Raw genomic sequence first — 15,483 nt, 5'->3', positions numbered from 1 at the left:
GCTCCGTGCTTCTTTTGTCTTTGGTGAAACCTACTTCAATGAGCAAAATGAGTTTGGTTTTTCTTAGGCTGCCATCTGTAGCTGGGCCTGACGGACCGGCCCTAACACGCTGTTTGCATCGTATGGAATGTGCTTCGTCCCGAGCGTATGAAGCACGCGAATAAGTTTCCCGCACAACGCCACAAGGGATTGCTTTTTCTTCAGTGGATTCTGACTTCGTGTCGTAAAATACTGGTGCAGTGCCTTGAATTCGGCGTTCTTTGCTACCATGGGCATGACCGCCCGGAACAGCAGGGCCCTCAGCTTTGCACGTCCACGTTTGGTAATACTGGACTTGCCCTTTTTCTTTCCCGAACTATTCTCTTTGAGATTCAGTCCGGCCAGCCGAATAATCTGCTGTCCATGCTCGTAACCACTCAGATCGCCCACTTCCGCCAGGAATCCCGCTAACGTCACTACAGCCACACCGGGCACGGTAAGCATCTCTTTCGTGCCTGGAATTTGCCCTAGTAGACGTTCTACTTCGGACAGAATCTCTTCAAGCTGTCTGGCGAACATGTCATACTGCTCCAGAAGTGTTTTAATCTCGATCTTTGCTGCAGGAAGACCTTCGGTCAGACCGATAGAGCCTCTCGCCGTTTCGACCAGCAATTGGGCTCGCTTCGTTCCCACCGCTCGTTTCACGTCTTTCTTCCACCGCTGAGCGATGGCTTCTGCACCGAGTCCTACGATCTCACCTGGCGTCGGAAACTCGTCTAGAGTAATAAGCGAGGCTTTTCCTTCCCAGTCTTTAAACACCTCAGTGTATTCCGGGAAAAAGCGATCCTGCCAGTTCTGCACCCGCCTTTGCACCTGCCCGAGGTTCACCATGATCTTCTCCCGAAGATTCATGAGAATTCGCAGATCTGCGTAGATACGCGTTGGCAATTTAGGTTCGCTGTATTTCCCATTCCGCACTAAATCGGCAATGACTTTAGCGTCTTTATAGTCGTTTTTCGTGGGTGAGTTATCTTCCAGTTCTTTGCTTTTGTGTACATGATGCGGATTGACAATGACCAAAGGAATGCCGTGCTGTCCCAAATACTCGGCCAGGTTAAACCAATAGTGTCCGGTAGGCTCAATGCCAAAGAGGACGTCGCTCTTGGCATGCTCCCGCTGAAGCTCCTTCATCCACTGAACCAGTTGCTCCAGTCCGGTACGGGTATTTGAGAACACACAATCCTTTCCGAGTTCAATCCCCCGGTAGTCGATAGCGCGAGCCACATGGGTTTCTTTCGCAATGTCTGCGCCTACGACAAGGGTCTTGTCGGAAATTCGTGTAATCCGTTGATTCTGCTTCTTCGATTGTTTATACTTCATGTTGAGTGCCTCCTGTGCTGCAATTGTTCTTTGGCGGAACGTTTCCCAGTATACAGTTGGCGCTTTTTTCATTCAAACCTCAAATTAATTCATTACAGGAATGGCTCCCTAGATAATTTGAGATTCATATGAGTATGATACATAGGTCGAAATGAAATTATGAAATATTTGATATCCGCTTTCAGTGCATACACTTTCAGGATGAAATTGAATAGATTCGATTGGAAATTCCCTATGCCGTACCCCCATAATATATCCATCATCCGCAGATTCTGCAGTGACTTCCAGACAATCCGGCAGCCCCTCCCGGCTCACGATCAGGGAATGATAACGCGTAGCCCGGAACGGATTATGGAGTTCTGTAAAACAGCCTTTACCATCGTGGATAATCTCACTGGTTTTGCCATGCATCAGATGTTTCGCCCCTATCACTTTGCCGCCAAAAGCAAGTCCAATCGCCTGGTGGCCCAGACATACGCCAAGGATCGGAAGACAGGCTCCATATTGCCGGATCAGCTCGATATACCGCGCATCAGCCGGATGGCCCGGACCTGGACCCAGAACTACAAAATCTGGAGCCATCAGCTCCACAAGACCCGAACTTAACTGATCGTTACGCACCACTTCAAGCTCTACTCCGGCTTTCATCAGATATTGGCAAATAATATATACAAAGCTATCATATGCGTCAACGACTAATGCTCTCATGCAGTACCTCCCTGCCTGTGACCGCCCAGAATAATGCACCCATTTTATGAAAAGTTTCACTCCATTCCTTCTCCGGCACAGAATCAGCCACCACTCCCGCAGAGGCGCGGATGGAATACGAATCAGGCTTCCGATGAACCGCTGTCCGAATGCACAGTGCCATATTTACATATCCGTTGAAATCAATGAATCCCATAGCCCCCGCATATGCCCCGCGGCGCGTGGTTTCAAGCTCTTCAATGATTTCCATGGCCCGAATCTTGGGGGCTCCAGTCATTGTGCCTGCCGGAAAAGTAGCCGCAATAATGTCATACATGTCCTTTGAGGCCTTCTGCGTTCCTCCTACACTTGATACCAGATGGTTCAAATGTGAGTACTTCTCGATCACCATCAGTTCGTCTACCTCCAGAGTCCCTGTTTCACAGACCCGGCCAATATCATTACGGCATAAATCTACCAGCATAATGTGCTCCGCTACTTCCTTTTCATCCCGCTTCAGAGCTTGTATGAGTCTCTCATTCTCCTCTGGAGTGGAACCCTTGGGGCAAGTACCCGCAATAGGCCTCATTGTGATGTTCCCACCCTGGATTTTAATATACAGCTCTGGACTGGCGCCGATCAGCGTCATCCTTCCAAAAGTGGCCAAATACATATATGGCGATGGATTACGCACCCGTAGTCTCCGATAAACGTCAACTGGAGTCATAAGACTATTAATATTAATTTGATTGCCTAGCTGGACTTGATAGATATCTCCGGCCGAAATATATGAGAGAGCTTTCTTCACATTATTCTGATACACCTGACGGTCTATCGTATATTCCACGGATAACGGCTCTACAGCATCTGCTAACGTCCGGTTTACCTGCAATTCACCCTTGTGGAGCATACGGCCAATCTCCGCCTTGGACAGGTCATCCCAGCCCTCAGCAGATTGGTTAAGAATCAGCCTGACTGTCTTGTCAACCAGACTATATTCAATTAACCCTTGGTAAATGGACAAGGCAAGATCCGGGACCGTTCCATCATTCGGAATCTGACTCGGCAGACTTTCAACAGACCACGCCGTATCATAGCCCAAGTATCCAAAAAATCCGAAATAGAAGGCTTCGCCCTGGTCCGGGACAGAAACGGTGAACTGGGACTGAACGAACCGCAGGAAATCCCACAAGCCCTTGCGGTCCCGCAAATGCAAAACCCCATCCCGTGAGACAAGCAGCCCTGCCTTCAGCCCTCCCTGGCTTACCCGCTCCATAATGGACTCTAGTCCTGTCAGTTGTATTTCTGTTGAGAACGCTGTAATCGTAAAAAGCGGTTTGAACCCTATAAAAGTACTCTGGGCACTCTTGGAAGACCCCGATAAGGTTTCCAGAAAGTAGGTGTTTTGCTCCCCCAGCTGTTCCCGTAAGGATAAATAGGTCTCAAAGGAATCGTGAAACGGAATATCATACACTTCAGTGTCTACTTGAATCGGATGCAAGATTCTTCACACTCCCCATCTGTATTAGTCCATTTCATCAAGAACAAACACCAGAGTCGGGTTACCTTCCATCCCCTGTGACCGATGCGGATCCCCATCAGGAATTACAAAACCCATTCCGGGACTGCAGGATACCTTTCTGTCCTCATAATGTATTGTGAATTCTCCCTGCAGCACATAACCCACATGCCCTTTCAGGCACCAATGCTCTTCATTGAATCCCGGAGGAAGCTCCAGCAACCGAAGCCGCTTATTGCCGATATAACTGATTTTCACACGCCCGTTAGCACCTGGCTTTTCCCAGCTTGTCCATTCCATGTTAGGAAAATCAATCCCTCCGAGAGCCTCCAGTTCCTTATTCGTCACAGCCATCAACCTCCACTTTTTATTTTTTAGTATATGAAAACCAATGATGGGTGAATCTTTTACACTAGCGGTGCTTGCAGACGACGAAGCTCGTTCTCGCATATTCTCCGCTCATTCTCTTCCTCACACTGCAAAAAGGAATGATTCGTAATCTGCGAATAATGCTTCATAGCTGAGATCATATCAATCATCCGGTTGATCATTCTCCGCACAGAATCCAGCCCCTCTAAATCACTGAATACCTCGCTTGCTTGTCCGGCATGCAGAAGGGCGGGGAAACCGCTCCCTACCAGGATCATGCGATTCAGCAGAATATTGTTCACAATCTGAGAATGAACATGCTGGTGATTGTAGCGCCGGCCTGTAATGATAGCTCCCCCGACCTTGTTCGTAAGGGGCCGCTCAAACCGGAGATAGCATACCCCTGAGCGTTCAATAAACATTTGCATCAGATGCCCCATGCCAAAACCATGAACAGGAACTGCATAAATGATCCCTTCGGCCTTCTGCATCATCTGTACAATGTACAGCATGTCGTCCGTCAGCCCGCAGGCCTTCTCCCGGTAGTTACAATCCCCGCAGGTCCCGGAAGGTGAGATATTATACTCTCTTAAATTAAGTACTGAGAGATTTGCTCCTCTGTGGATAGCTATTTCATTGCTATACTGCAGGATCTGGTCTGTATTCCCACCAATGCGGGTTGATCCGCATATCGCTAGCAGTTCTACCGGCTTAATATCCATAGGCGCATTTTCCTCCCATTCTTAATGGATTATAGAATTTCAACCAAAACAGCAACAGCGACAGAAGCAATGATGACACCAAACAATGGCACCTTTTTAGCGAGTACAAGAACAATAGCAACCACACCCGCTGCAATCCCGACCATCGGCGCCTCTTGATCCACCTGAAATATACCGGGAATAATTAACGCGCTGAGTACAGCCAGAGGAAGATTCTCCAGAAACCAGTTCTTTCGCTCCTCCATCTCTGCCTTACGCACAAGCAGCAGCGGCGCAATGCGGAATAAGAAGGTAAGCATGCCCATTCCCAGGATCACAATGATTGTCACATGACTTCACTCCTGACCTTTTCTTCTTTGGAAGGAAATATTCCGCCGACACATGCTCCTATGATCATCGCAGCCACTACAGTAGCTGTTCCTAACAAGGGCTGCAGCAACCAGGAGGAAGCAGCGGCTGAAATACAGATCGCCAGGTTTCTTTTGCTGAGCCGGATCTGGGGTATTACTAGTGCAATAAGCAAAGCGTACAGGGAAGTATTCAGCGCCGGCAAAATATTGGCGGGAATATAGTCTGCTAGCATAATCCCTGCATACGTTGCGATTAGAGTGACGGCATAGGGCGGGACCTCCAGCCCCAGCAGATAAGGAAGGGAATGATTCCCTGCTTCTCTGCGGTTTTTGTCGGACATCATACTGACCGCATACACCTCTTCTGTCAGCCCGAATCCAACAAATCCTTTGTAGAAGGGGCGTGTATTCCGGTTCATTCTGGAAGAGAATGACATGCTGATGAAAAAGTATCTTAAATTGATGACGAACGTGAGCAGCAAAATAATAGGGGCAGCGGTTCCCGCTGCGAGCAGCTTGGCTGCGATAAACTGGCTTGCTCCGGCGTAGACCACAGCGGATAGAAGGAAGACCTCCAGGTCGCTTAAGGAAAGGGCTTTGCCGACCAGGCCGAAGGTGATGCATGCCGGGATATACCCGATAACAATGGGAATGGAGTCAATAATACCTTTCTTCACTTGCCTCATGGGCTCTGTCACGATCCGCAAAAACCTCCCCGGTATGTAATTGAAAGGTATGCACAGGAGAATCCTTATGAATAAACGCCCATTCCGATCTCCCTGCTCCGGTAAATGGCTGCAGCAATTCATTTAAAAGAAACGTAGTGGCCTCTACAAGTACTCTAGCTTCTTTATGGACCGCTTCAATCGTAAACAGCATTTGTGAGGATTCGGCGGTTGTCTTAATATGATCGCTCTGTCTCCAGTTCCAGCGCCGGGAGTGTGCTCTCCCGGCATCATCTGCATAAATAATCTCACCGGCTGAAGGAAGCTCGCACTCATCCACTTTCCCAATCGGCAAGAACGGTTCATTCCCCGCAGCTCTTCTGATAACGAATTCTTGTATATCAGAGATATCGCAGGAAGCTATCGGTGTGCGGCATTTCAAAGAGATCGCATTGCATAAATTCACGAGCGTATGGATTCGGGCCAATGCCCCCTGTTCAACTACACGTCTTATGAGCGATTCTGCAGCGCAAGGATACCTTGCGGGCTTGACACCAAATTGACTATAGACCTTTCGCCAGGCTGCAATGGTCGGAATTTCACTTATTGATTCTTTTTGCAATCCTGAGTTCATGATTTCCTGTTCCATATGAGCAAGCAGCGCGTTCACTTCAGAATCCCTGTCTAAGTTTGCAATATGAGAGGTCGCGATCAACCCGACATGTAAATCAGGGGCTATCTCAAAAACGTCCTCCGAAAATTCCACTTTAAACGCTCTGCTGCTTTCTTCTTTCCCGGTATGGACTTGATTCATCTTAATCCTCCTTCGGAGCATTTCACTTCACCGCATTGCAGCGGTACATGGAATATTATACCTTATATACATTTTATTTATATACTACCAATTTTCGGACAATCCACCATACCAATTTTCTTTTTTGAACTGAAACGGTTTCTATACACAGAAACGGTACCGTCCTTAAATCGAACGGTACCCGTTAATGAAATCGACCTATATAATAGGCGTATAATGCGGATTGTTAAATCCTGTCGTCTCGACCATAACAATGAGTTAGATTGAGTGTCACTCTTTATCCAGCGGATGGCGGATATCATCCTTATAGAAATCGAAAATGAGTTGCTGCTGCGTTCCTCTCACTGCATAGAACACGTCGGAGATACATTTTCCTTTACGTCTTAGCTCGTTCTCCAGCCATTGTGTCGTAAGTCCGTAATTCTTCAGGTTATCCTCCATCACAATGCCATCCATAATTAATTCTACCGGGAAGGCTTGCGGGTGAGACGGCAGTTTCATATCCTTCTTCTGTACTCCCTGATATGCCTCCTTTTTCAGTACGGACAACCTTCCGTTATCTTCAAGAATGGCATAATCCACCTCTTCTATATTGAAAATATCCTTCTCCCGCAGCGACTGAGCGAGTGAATCCAGCGTATATTTCAGCTTGCGCATGTTGCCCTCCAATATCTTTCCTCCCTCAATCAGTACCGTGGGTGAACCGGAAATCCAAGCCCTCCACTTATGGCTCTTCAGCGCGATCAGCGACAGCAGAAACGACAAGGCGGCAACAACGACCAGTGCCAAAATCAAATAGACCGATTTCAGGCTCTCGTTAAACGCCAGATTGGCGGCTATCGACCCCAGCATAATGCTGGTGACGAAGTTATGTGCGGTCATGTTCGATATCATCTGCTTGCCCAGCAGCTTAGGGATAAACAGAAGTAGGATGACGGAAATTATCGTGCGGACCAGAATATCCATATAAGCATGCATAGCGCAATCCCTCCTCCCCCCATTCTTTCCAATACGATCCGAAACAAACTATTGGAACAGAGGCAAAGAGCCGGAAGCGGCGATCCGTGAACGCGTGCCCGTCTTTCCCAAAAATCTCAGAGCAAAAAACTTCCCGGCCGCCTTTCAAAATAGAAAAGCGAGAGGAGATACGTAACAGTAAGTACCGCCGCGCGTCTCACTCTCGCCTGATTAAAAAAACACACCTGATGAGCCCGCCTGCCAGCTCTTCATCATCTCTTGCGTTTTGTGCCGATGATGATTAATATCGCCCGGGCGAAGGGCTTCGCCGCCTACATCGGTGACGGAAGCAACCGTTGGCCAGCAGTTCATCGCCTGGATGCAGCGGTGCTGTACCGCCTGGCGCTGGAGTCTGCCCCGGCAGGCTCACGGCTGCTCGGCGCTGGCGATGAAGGCATTCCGCTCCGCGAGATCGCAGAGGTCATCGGGCGGCAATTGAGTGTGCTGGAGGTCAGCATAACAGCTGAAGCCGCCGCCGCCCACTTCGGCTTCCTTGGTGCCATCGCGGCAATCGACATCACAAGCTTGTACAACACTGCGCAGGCAAGCCTGGCAACAAGGGAGCTTCTGGGCTGGCAACCGGTTCAACCCCGACTGGTCGCCGATCTGGAAAACGGGCATTATTTCGTATAGATTGTTGCAGAAACTGCAAGAGTTCTCCCGTTAGGCCGCTTGGAGGCGCGAAAAATGCTGTCTCTCATACAACAATTCAGCGGAAATCGTTGATATAATGAAGAGAATGTTGTAAGCAGGACTAGAACCCGAGGAGGATACTGAATTGGACAAAATCATTCACTGGGGCATTATCGGCTGCGGGGATGTAACCGAGGTTAAGAGCGGTCCGGCCTTGCAAAAGGCCAGAGGATCGCAGCTCGCGGCCGTTATGAGGCGCAGCGGAGAACTTGCAGCCGACTATGCGCGGCGGCATGGGGTACCCCGCTGGTACGACGGGGCAGCCGGTCTGATAGCCGACCCCGGCGTGGATGCCGTGTATATCGCTACACCGCCGTCCACCCATATGGAGTACACCTTAGCGGCAGCGCAGGCCGGAAAGCCAGTCTATGTGGAGAAGCCTATGGGTCTTAATACGGCAGAATGCGAAGCCATGATTGCTGCCTGCGGACAGGCGGGGGTTCCGCTGTACGTCGCTTATTACCGCAGAGGGCTTCCGCGCTTTCGCAAGGTTAAGGAGTGGCTGGACACGGGAGCGATCGGCGAACCCAGGTTTGTGCGCACCCTGCATATGACTAAGCCGCTCGCAGCGGTAAGTGAGGAGAATTGGCGGGTGGACCCGGAAATTTCCGGCGGCGGGTTATTGCTGGATGTGGGCAGCCATACGCTGGATCTGCTCGATTTCCTGCTTGGCCCGATTGAAGATGTCAACGGACATGCGTCCAACTTTGGAAGCCCCTACAAACCTGAGGATACCGTATCCGGTAGATACCGCTTTGAGACAGGCGTTCATGGGACGGGCATCTGGTGCTTTAATGCCTTTACTAACGAAGACGTTACTGAAATCATCGGCAGCCGTGGCAGTATCACCTTCTCCACCTTTGCGGAGCAGCCGGTTATTCTCAGGACCGAAGATGGGGAGTACCCTGAATTCATTGCCCACCCGCCCCATATCCAGCAGCCGCTGATCCAGTCCATTGTAGATGAGCTTCTGGGATGCGGCACCGCTCTCAGCACCGGCAATACCGCTATCCGTACCAGCCGCGTGATGGATGAACTTGTGCGGAATTACAATGGACGCTGATTGCCAGCATATTTAAGAAGAACAATAAACCTGCAACATAAACAGCCAGCTTCCGGAAATCCGCCCGGCGGCTGGCTGTTGCTGCGCTCAATCAGAAAGAAAACTCTACGTACGAATTACAGCTTCCAGATCCGGTACAGAATGACCGCTGCTTCCGCACGGGTAAGAGTATCGTCCGGGGCAAGCCTGCCGTTTTTACCGTTCACAACTCCGTATTTCAGCAGAGCTTCCAGACTGTCCTTGGCGTAAGCGGAGATTCGCTCTGCATCCGCGTAAGCATCCAGAGTTCCGCTGCCGTGCGCCGCTATCCCGGCTGACTTCAGCGCGCGGGCAGCGATTACCATCATCTCCTGCCGTGAAATCGTGCTGTCCGGCTTAAAGGAGTTATCTGCATAGCCGGTGACAATGCCGAGCTGCTTCGCGGCGGCAAGCTCCTTGAAATGCTCAGCATGATTCCCGACATCGCTGAATCCAGCACCTGATTCTGCAGTAGCTTTGAGTTCAAGCACCTTCAGAAGGGATGCGGTGAGATCTGCTCTGCTCATTGGAACCGCCGGGGAGAAATTGTCGCTGGAGGTTCCCTGGACAAGATCACGCGCCGCCATGGCAGCGACAGCCTGCTTAGCCCAAGACAGATTCCCCAGATCCGTGAATGTCAATGGAGCATACGCCGCTGCAAAAGTGCCAAACTCTGATGTCTGGAACACAAGTGATCCGTTCGCCGCATCATAACGGCTGTTCACGACAGCAGTCCTATGGCCATCCTCACGGAGATAGCGCACCAGCAGTGAATCTGAGTAACCCAGCTCTTCCACTGCCGGCTTGTAAGGAATAGAAACTGTTATTGGCATATCCGCGTTGCTCCAGGCCATCTCCCGGCCTCCGGCCGACAACTTCAGCTCCACCACCGGACGACTGCCGGCTGCCGCATCCGGACTGGCCGCCGGGGACGCTTTTACACGAATGGAGATGTATTCAGTGTTTGCTGTAATGCCTGCCAGCTGCCCGCTTGGAATTGAGAGCGTTGCATGGTCGGTCTTGATCACAAGCACGAAGTTTGCCTGCCCCTTCAGGCTTTGCAGCGGCAGTTCAACTTCATATGAGGCTGCACCCGTCTGCTTCGGCAGGTCGATCACGATTTGTTTCATGCCGTCTGCTGCCGGGACTGCCTGCTCCAGCGCTTTGCGCAGAATATCGCCCGTAACCGCGGCCTTTGCCTCTCCTCCCTGATTCTTGACCTCCGGTCTGATCGTAACCACGCCGTCCTTGCTGTCCAGATTCACAGGCTTCGGCGTAGGGGTGCTATTGACATAGTTTGTTCCGCCAGATACCGGTGCCGGGGTCGGGGTTGGTGTAGCTGTTGGTTCCGCTGTTGGTTCTGTTGTTGCTGCCGGTGTCGGCGTTGGTGCCGTTGTCGGTTCCGGTTGTTCATCCCTGCTCTTGAGAGTCAATACGCCGTATACAGAGGTGTCCTGATAACCGTTCCCGGTGGTATCATTCCAGGCGGCAACACTTTGCCGGACGCCGCTCTTGGCATCGTTAATCTGAGTGTCGAAGCCGACCTTGGTGCCGCCGGCCGGGGTGATTTTTTTGAACGGAATCTTCATTTCAAGGGTATAGCTTGTTCCGGCTACCTTGGTTGCCGACACGAAGCCTGCACTGATGTCTGCCGGACTGAAGGAGGCTTCATTGTCATAATTGACCCGGAACTGTCCGTCATCGTCCTGATAGAAGGTGGTCCGGCCCAGATTCTCATCCAGGAAGACCTCGACAGAGTCTTGCTCCCACACATTCGTATTACTCTTGTCCAGCTGGGCATCGCTGACCTGGACCAGTACATATAGATTCTGGTCATCCCACAGCGCGCGTGCCGTTCCGCTTGCACCCTGCCAGGCCATCTGATACCGGTTCACTGCCATCTCAGGCGCCAAGGACCAGATTGCATCCGCGGTTCCGTCAATGACCGGTGTGCCGTAAACGGCCTCAGACACCTTAGCCTCTGTCGTGTTCGGTTGATGCTCTGCCATATATTTTGCCGGATCGATGACGCCGTAATATGCCGGTTTGGCCTGCAAATCCCTGTCGAACAGCAGCGGGCTTGAGGAGGCTCTCCAGCTCGTACGGTCATCCATTCCCCAGAAGGTAACACGTGCGATATTGGCGGCATGCGTCTTGTAGATATCCATCAATCTCGCATACAGATAGCCCTGGTCGACCAATTCCTTCTCCGTTTGCTTATTGTCGCTTCCGGCTTGAATATCGAGCTCGGTAATGCTCACCTCTACCCCAAGCGAGATGAATTTCTCCAGCGACAGCTTGACGTTATCGGGATTCGTGTTGATATTGTAATGTGCCTGCATCCCCACACCGTCAATCAGCAGCTTCCCGGGGTGGGCAAGCGCGTACCGGTCGTTAATCTCCTTGACCATACTGTATATGGCCTGGGCTTTGTTCTGGTTATCATCGTTATAATCATTATAATACAGCTTGATATCCCACTCTGGATGATCGTCCAGCACCTCTCTGGCCGCCAGGAAAGCCTGCTCTACATAGTCCGCTCCGATGGCATCCTGCCAGGGAGCTTGACGCAGAGCTGCTTGCCAGTTAGACGGATTGGACGGGTTATCATTCATCGCTTCATTGACCACATCCCAGGAAATTACCCTGCCGCCGAAATGCTCCATGACTCCCTGGATGTGGGTTCTCAGATTCGTTAGAGCTTCGGCACGCCCCAGAGGAACTTTATTGCCTGCTGCATCCGTGGTCAGGTTCATCCAGTCAGGCGACTGCTGATACCATACCAGTACATGCCCATGCATCTTCATCCCTTCAGCCAGCACCTTGTTCACCATGGCATCTGCCGCTGTAAAAGTGAAATTCCCCTTAGTCGGCTGCAGCGCATCCGGCTTCATGGCATTGCCTGCGGTAGCAACGTTGTGGTGCATCTTCAGCAGATCCAGCCGGACACCTTCCAGATCCTCGGCGGATAATGCGTTGCCGATCAGGAAGTCATTCTGATAGGCTGCTTTTAGAGGAACCAGATCCCTTTGAATATCCACCGGGCCGGTGCCTGTATGCTCAAAAGTGATATCGTCGATATAAAAGGAGGCTGCTGTGTTGTTGGAGCTCTCAATATAAAGAGTCAGATATTCGCCGCCCACACTGTTATAGCGGTAGCTGCCCTCAAATTTCACCCAGCCGTCAGCGGTGCTGATCGTCTTGGGGGACAGGGCCACATAACTCGCACCGCTGTCATTGCCCACCTGCGTAGACAGCTGGAGCTGCGCGCTTGCCGGATCGATCAGCTTCACCCAGGCAGAGAGGGTATATTCGCTGCCCTTGTCCACGTACTTCTCCACACGCAGGGAAGGCCCGTGCCAGGTAGATGTCCTGCCTTCCACCTTCAGTGCGTAGGCACCATCAGCCGTATGATTCTCTTCATTGGTCACCGTAAGCAGCTCGGTTCCCGCTCTGCCAGTGAAGCCGCCTGCTGTCTGGTCTTCAAAGGTGATCGTATTGAATGGTAAAGCCGGGTCCCGGACAGGTTCCTCCCCGCCGCCTGGAGCGCCCTCTTCAGTGAACAGAATATCTCCAAGGTAGAATGGCACTGCGGCCCCGGCCTCGTTGGAGTTGATGCGTAAGGCATAATCCTTCTTGCTGGTATCGACCGTAAATTTCTTAGTCAGGATTACGGATTCCCCTGCTTTATAAGGTACTGCTGCATCGTTGGTATAGTCGTCTACCGTCTGCAGAGCTGCATTGGCACCGCTGGGGAGCGCAACATTGGCGTCAACGTAGACGACCGCAGTGACGGTGTACGTTTGCCCGTTCTTGAGGCCGACATCCGAGAACTTAAAATCGACCGCATCCCAGTTATTTACCCGGTTGCTTACGTATAACGCTGCCCCATCGGCATTTCCGTCAAAAGGAACTCCCGTGACTGCACTAAGGCTGGCGCCTCCGGATTGGACAGCCTTGCCTATGCCGCCCCCAAAGGTTTCGTGATAAACCATGGCCGGGGCCTCTGCTGCCTGAGCAGCGGGAATATACCCGCCTGCCGGAAGAAGCAGGACGGCCGCCAGTAATACGAGAGAGACTTGCTTGATTATTCGCTTCATGCATTGCACTCCTCTGTATGAATTTGGATTTCTTTTGAGTTAAGCGCTTACAGTTGTATGAAAGCTGCCCCCTTCTCAACCCAAATCGTAGCACAATGCCAAAACCGCGTCTTACCCGAAACTAAAGATTGTACCGTGCTTTTTATAGTTCATTTCCTGGAGTGTCACAACTAAGAAGGACCGATCTATCACGTTATAAGTCGGATGCTATAGAGACCGGATTAATAGCAGTTGGATTTACTACACTTGCTGATAGGCGAATGTCCTCTGCTTAATCAAAAGCAGTTGGATAAACAGCACTTAAATCATTCCATACCATTCAAAGTAGTGAAAACCAACCATGTTAGATGCTGTTTTTCCACTTGCTTCAGCACATTGCTTAGAAGTTGACGAATTAAGATACGTTTATCCACTTGCTTGCCTGAAGAAGCCGCTCCTACCGGAGAACACTTGGACCGCCTAACGTAGCTCGGCATCGTATCGTGCAGCCTTCATTACACCACCTGCAGGGAGTCTGTACACTATGCGAAAAACACAAAGCAGCGCTGCCTGGTACCGGGAGCAGCACTGCTCTGTTGTCTGTTTCATATATGGGAGATACGCCAGGGGACAGCCTTATCACCAGCAGCTATCATATCAGCTTGTGCGCAAACCATTTCTCGCCTCTGAAGCGCCATAGAAAAACAGCTCCGCGGACCGCCCACTCGCAGTTCATCGCCAGCCAGACCCCCAGCACACCGTAGCCGAGGACGATCCCGAGTATGTAACCGAATATAACCCGGAACAGCCACATCGACAGCATGGAGGTAATAGAGGTGAAGCGGGAATCCCCCGCTGCCCGCAGCGCGGACGGCAGAATGAAGCTGACCGCCCACAGCGGAATCTGGGCAATGGCATTCACCAACAGGACTATAAACAAGTCGTCAATGATCTCAGGAGGCGGAGAGAAGATCGACACTAGCGGATGGAACAGCGGCATCAGGATCAGGGCGACCAAGGCATACGAGGCTGAACCGATCCAGAGGAAGGACTTGATGAATTTTCTGGCATCTGCCACATCCCCCCGTCCGATGCTTTGGCCGACCACCGTTACGATCGTCAGCGACAACGCACTGGCCGGAATCTGAAACACCATCGCCAGCGAGCCGGCAATAGCATTGGTCGCAATAGCATAGGTGCCCATACTAACAATAAATATCTGGGTCAGCAGCTTGCCGCCATTGAAGAACATCTGCTCTGCTGCAAATGGAACACCGATGAACATAATTCTGCGCAGCATGGAGAGCGGAACATGGAACAGGTCGCGGACCCGCACACGCAGTACCGTGTCAATCTTGAACAGGTACACCAGGGCAAAGATCATGCCCGCATACCGCGCGATGTTGACCGCCAGTGTCATCCCCAGCACACCCATATGCAGCAGGTTAATGAAGACTACGTTCAGGAGTACGTATAACAGATTCATGATCAGCGACAGCATCAGCGAAGCCCGCGTCCTGCCGACGCCACGCAGCGCACCGCACACAGCCTGAACCACCGCGATCCCCAGATAAGAAATACTGCTGCCGATCATGTAGATCCGGGCATTATCCAGCACATCGGCGGAAGCTGTTCCGAACAGCAGGTTCAGTATCGGCGTGTGGAAGCCCATAAGCAGAATTCCGATTCCCACGGCGATCAGCGATACCGAGGTGACCGAACCCGCCGTAGCCTGGGATACCATCCGGTCGTTGCCGCTGCCTTTGTACTGCGCAACGACCACTGTCCCGCCGGTAGCAATGGCAACGAACACGTTGATCAGGAAAATATTCAGTGAATCTACCATATTCACCGCACTGACCGCCGCCATGCCGGATGAGCTGATCATCGCAGTGTTTACCAGATTTAGCCCGATGATGAAAGCCTGGTCAATCAGGATCGGAATAAATAAAGCTATAATTTGCCGGTAATCCATCCCTTCCCCGGAAAGATACTTCTCCAGCCATTTTTTGGCCGGCAGTCGAGCCTGAAGCTGCATAAACATATCACATTCTTTTCTGTAGAATAATTGCGGGCAGACTGTACATTCCTTCCAGTTTACTACAAATCTAACTTCACGTCTGTAACC

At 51.2% G+C, this 15,483-nt stretch carries 13 protein-coding genes; 2 read left to right on the top strand and 11 right to left on the bottom strand.

Annotated elements, in window-relative coordinates; translation table 11 throughout:
- Nucleotides 1–63 precede the first annotated feature (63 nt).
- The 9 genes from R50912_RS08650 to R50912_RS08610 form a co-directional block, all read right to left on the bottom strand.
- Nucleotides 64–1,359 carry an IS110 family RNA-guided transposase gene (locus R50912_RS08650; protein WP_042234001.1) on the bottom strand — a complete coding sequence of 432 codons (1,296 nt, stop codon included), beginning with the start codon at nucleotides 1,357–1,359 and terminating at the stop codon, nucleotides 64–66.
- A 108-nt stretch (nucleotides 1,360–1,467) separates the two neighbouring features.
- A complete protein-coding gene (locus R50912_RS08645) occupies nucleotides 1,468–2,067 on the bottom strand; it encodes an anthranilate synthase component II (RefSeq protein ID WP_042233999.1) in 600 nt (199 codons plus the stop codon).
- Nucleotides 2,048–3,547 (bottom strand): anthranilate synthase component I family protein, encoded by a 1,500-nt coding sequence (locus tag R50912_RS08640; protein WP_052416128.1) that lies wholly within the window; start codon nucleotides 3,545–3,547, stop codon nucleotides 2,048–2,050. Before R50912_RS08640 ends, R50912_RS08645 begins: the two co-directional genes overlap by 20 nt.
- Nucleotides 3,548–3,571: 24 nt before the next feature.
- The gene (locus tag R50912_RS08635) at nucleotides 3,572–3,913 is read right to left on the bottom strand and encodes an AraC family ligand binding domain-containing protein (protein ID WP_042241927.1); all 342 of its coding nucleotides are present in this window, start codon (nucleotides 3,911–3,913) and stop codon (nucleotides 3,572–3,574) included.
- A gap of 59 nt (nucleotides 3,914–3,972) precedes the next feature.
- A complete protein-coding gene (locus R50912_RS08630; RefSeq protein WP_042233998.1) occupies nucleotides 3,973–4,656 on the bottom strand; it encodes a flavodoxin family protein in 684 nt (227 codons plus the stop codon).
- 29 nt (nucleotides 4,657–4,685) lie between these two features.
- Nucleotides 4,686–4,985, bottom strand: coding sequence for an AzlD domain-containing protein (locus R50912_RS08625; protein ID WP_042233995.1), 300 nt, complete (start codon nucleotides 4,983–4,985; stop codon nucleotides 4,686–4,688).
- The gene (locus tag R50912_RS08620; RefSeq protein ID WP_197073054.1) at nucleotides 4,982–5,704 is read right to left on the bottom strand and encodes an AzlC family ABC transporter permease; all 723 of its coding nucleotides are present in this window, start codon (nucleotides 5,702–5,704) and stop codon (nucleotides 4,982–4,984) included. The genes R50912_RS08625 and R50912_RS08620 overlap by 4 nt, the downstream gene beginning before the upstream one ends.
- On the bottom strand, nucleotides 5,664–6,485 hold the full coding sequence (locus tag R50912_RS08615) for a B3/B4 domain-containing protein (protein ID WP_052416126.1): 822 nt from the start codon (nucleotides 6,483–6,485) through the stop codon (nucleotides 5,664–5,666). Before R50912_RS08615 ends, R50912_RS08620 begins: the two co-directional genes overlap by 41 nt.
- A 270-nt stretch (nucleotides 6,486–6,755) precedes the next feature.
- Nucleotides 6,756–7,463, bottom strand: coding sequence for a DUF421 domain-containing protein (locus R50912_RS08610; RefSeq protein WP_042233991.1), 708 nt, complete (start codon nucleotides 7,461–7,463; stop codon nucleotides 6,756–6,758).
- A gap of 366 nt (nucleotides 7,464–7,829) precedes the next feature.
- Between R50912_RS08610 and R50912_RS08605 the strand changes: the two genes are divergently transcribed.
- Together R50912_RS08605 and R50912_RS08600 are read left to right on the top strand one after the other, a co-directional pair.
- Entirely contained in the window at nucleotides 7,830–8,135 is a 306-nt protein-coding gene (locus tag R50912_RS08605) for a Rossmann-fold NAD(P)-binding domain-containing protein (protein WP_231637805.1), read from the top strand.
- A 145-nt stretch (nucleotides 8,136–8,280) separates the two neighbouring features.
- Nucleotides 8,281–9,258, top strand: a complete 978-nt coding sequence (locus tag R50912_RS08600) for a Gfo/Idh/MocA family protein (RefSeq protein WP_042233990.1) — start codon at nucleotides 8,281–8,283, stop codon at nucleotides 9,256–9,258.
- A 116-nt stretch (nucleotides 9,259–9,374) separates the two neighbouring features.
- On the opposite strand, the gene R50912_RS08595 is transcribed toward R50912_RS08600, so the two are convergent.
- On the bottom strand, nucleotides 9,375–13,376 hold the full coding sequence (locus R50912_RS08595; protein ID WP_042233988.1) for a glycoside hydrolase family 10 protein: 4,002 nt from the start codon (nucleotides 13,374–13,376) through the stop codon (nucleotides 9,375–9,377).
- Between the two features lie 631 nt (nucleotides 13,377–14,007).
- Nucleotides 14,008–15,393: an MATE family efflux transporter gene (locus R50912_RS08590; RefSeq protein WP_442950506.1), complete on the bottom strand. Its 1,386-nt coding sequence runs from the start codon at nucleotides 15,391–15,393 to the stop codon at nucleotides 14,008–14,010.
- Nucleotides 15,394–15,483: the final 90 nt, after the last annotated feature.

This window comes from Paenibacillus sp. FSL R5-0912 (assembly GCF_000758605.1).
Classification (GTDB): domain Bacteria; phylum Bacillota; class Bacilli; order Paenibacillales; family Paenibacillaceae; genus Paenibacillus_AQ.
This window is presented reverse-complemented; position numbering and strand designations above follow the sequence as displayed.

What these genes read in the sequence shown, in the direction of transcription:
- R50912_RS08650 (WP_042234001.1), bottom strand. Translation starts at nt 1,359, where the DNA reads ATGAAGTATAAACAATCGAAGAAGCAGAATCAACGGATTACACGAATT.
- R50912_RS08645 (WP_042233999.1), bottom strand. Translation starts at nt 2,067, where the DNA reads ATGAGAGCATTAGTCGTTGACGCATATGATAGCTTTGTATATATTATT.
- R50912_RS08630 (WP_042233998.1), bottom strand. Translation starts at nt 4,656, where the DNA reads ATGGATATTAAGCCGGTAGAACTGCTAGCGATATGCGGATCAACCCGC.
- R50912_RS08615 (WP_052416126.1), bottom strand. Translation starts at nt 6,485, where the DNA reads ATGAATCAAGTCCATACCGGGAAAGAAGAAAGCAGCAGAGCGTTTAAA.
- R50912_RS08610 (WP_042233991.1), bottom strand. Translation starts at nt 7,463, where the DNA reads ATGCATGCTTATATGGATATTCTGGTCCGCACGATAATTTCCGTCATC.
- R50912_RS08595 (WP_042233988.1), bottom strand. Translation starts at nt 13,376, where the DNA reads ATGAAGCGAATAATCAAGCAAGTCTCTCTCGTATTACTGGCGGCCGTC.
- R50912_RS08590 (WP_442950506.1), bottom strand. Translation starts at nt 15,393, where the DNA reads ATGCAGCTTCAGGCTCGACTGCCGGCCAAAAAATGGCTGGAGAAGTAT.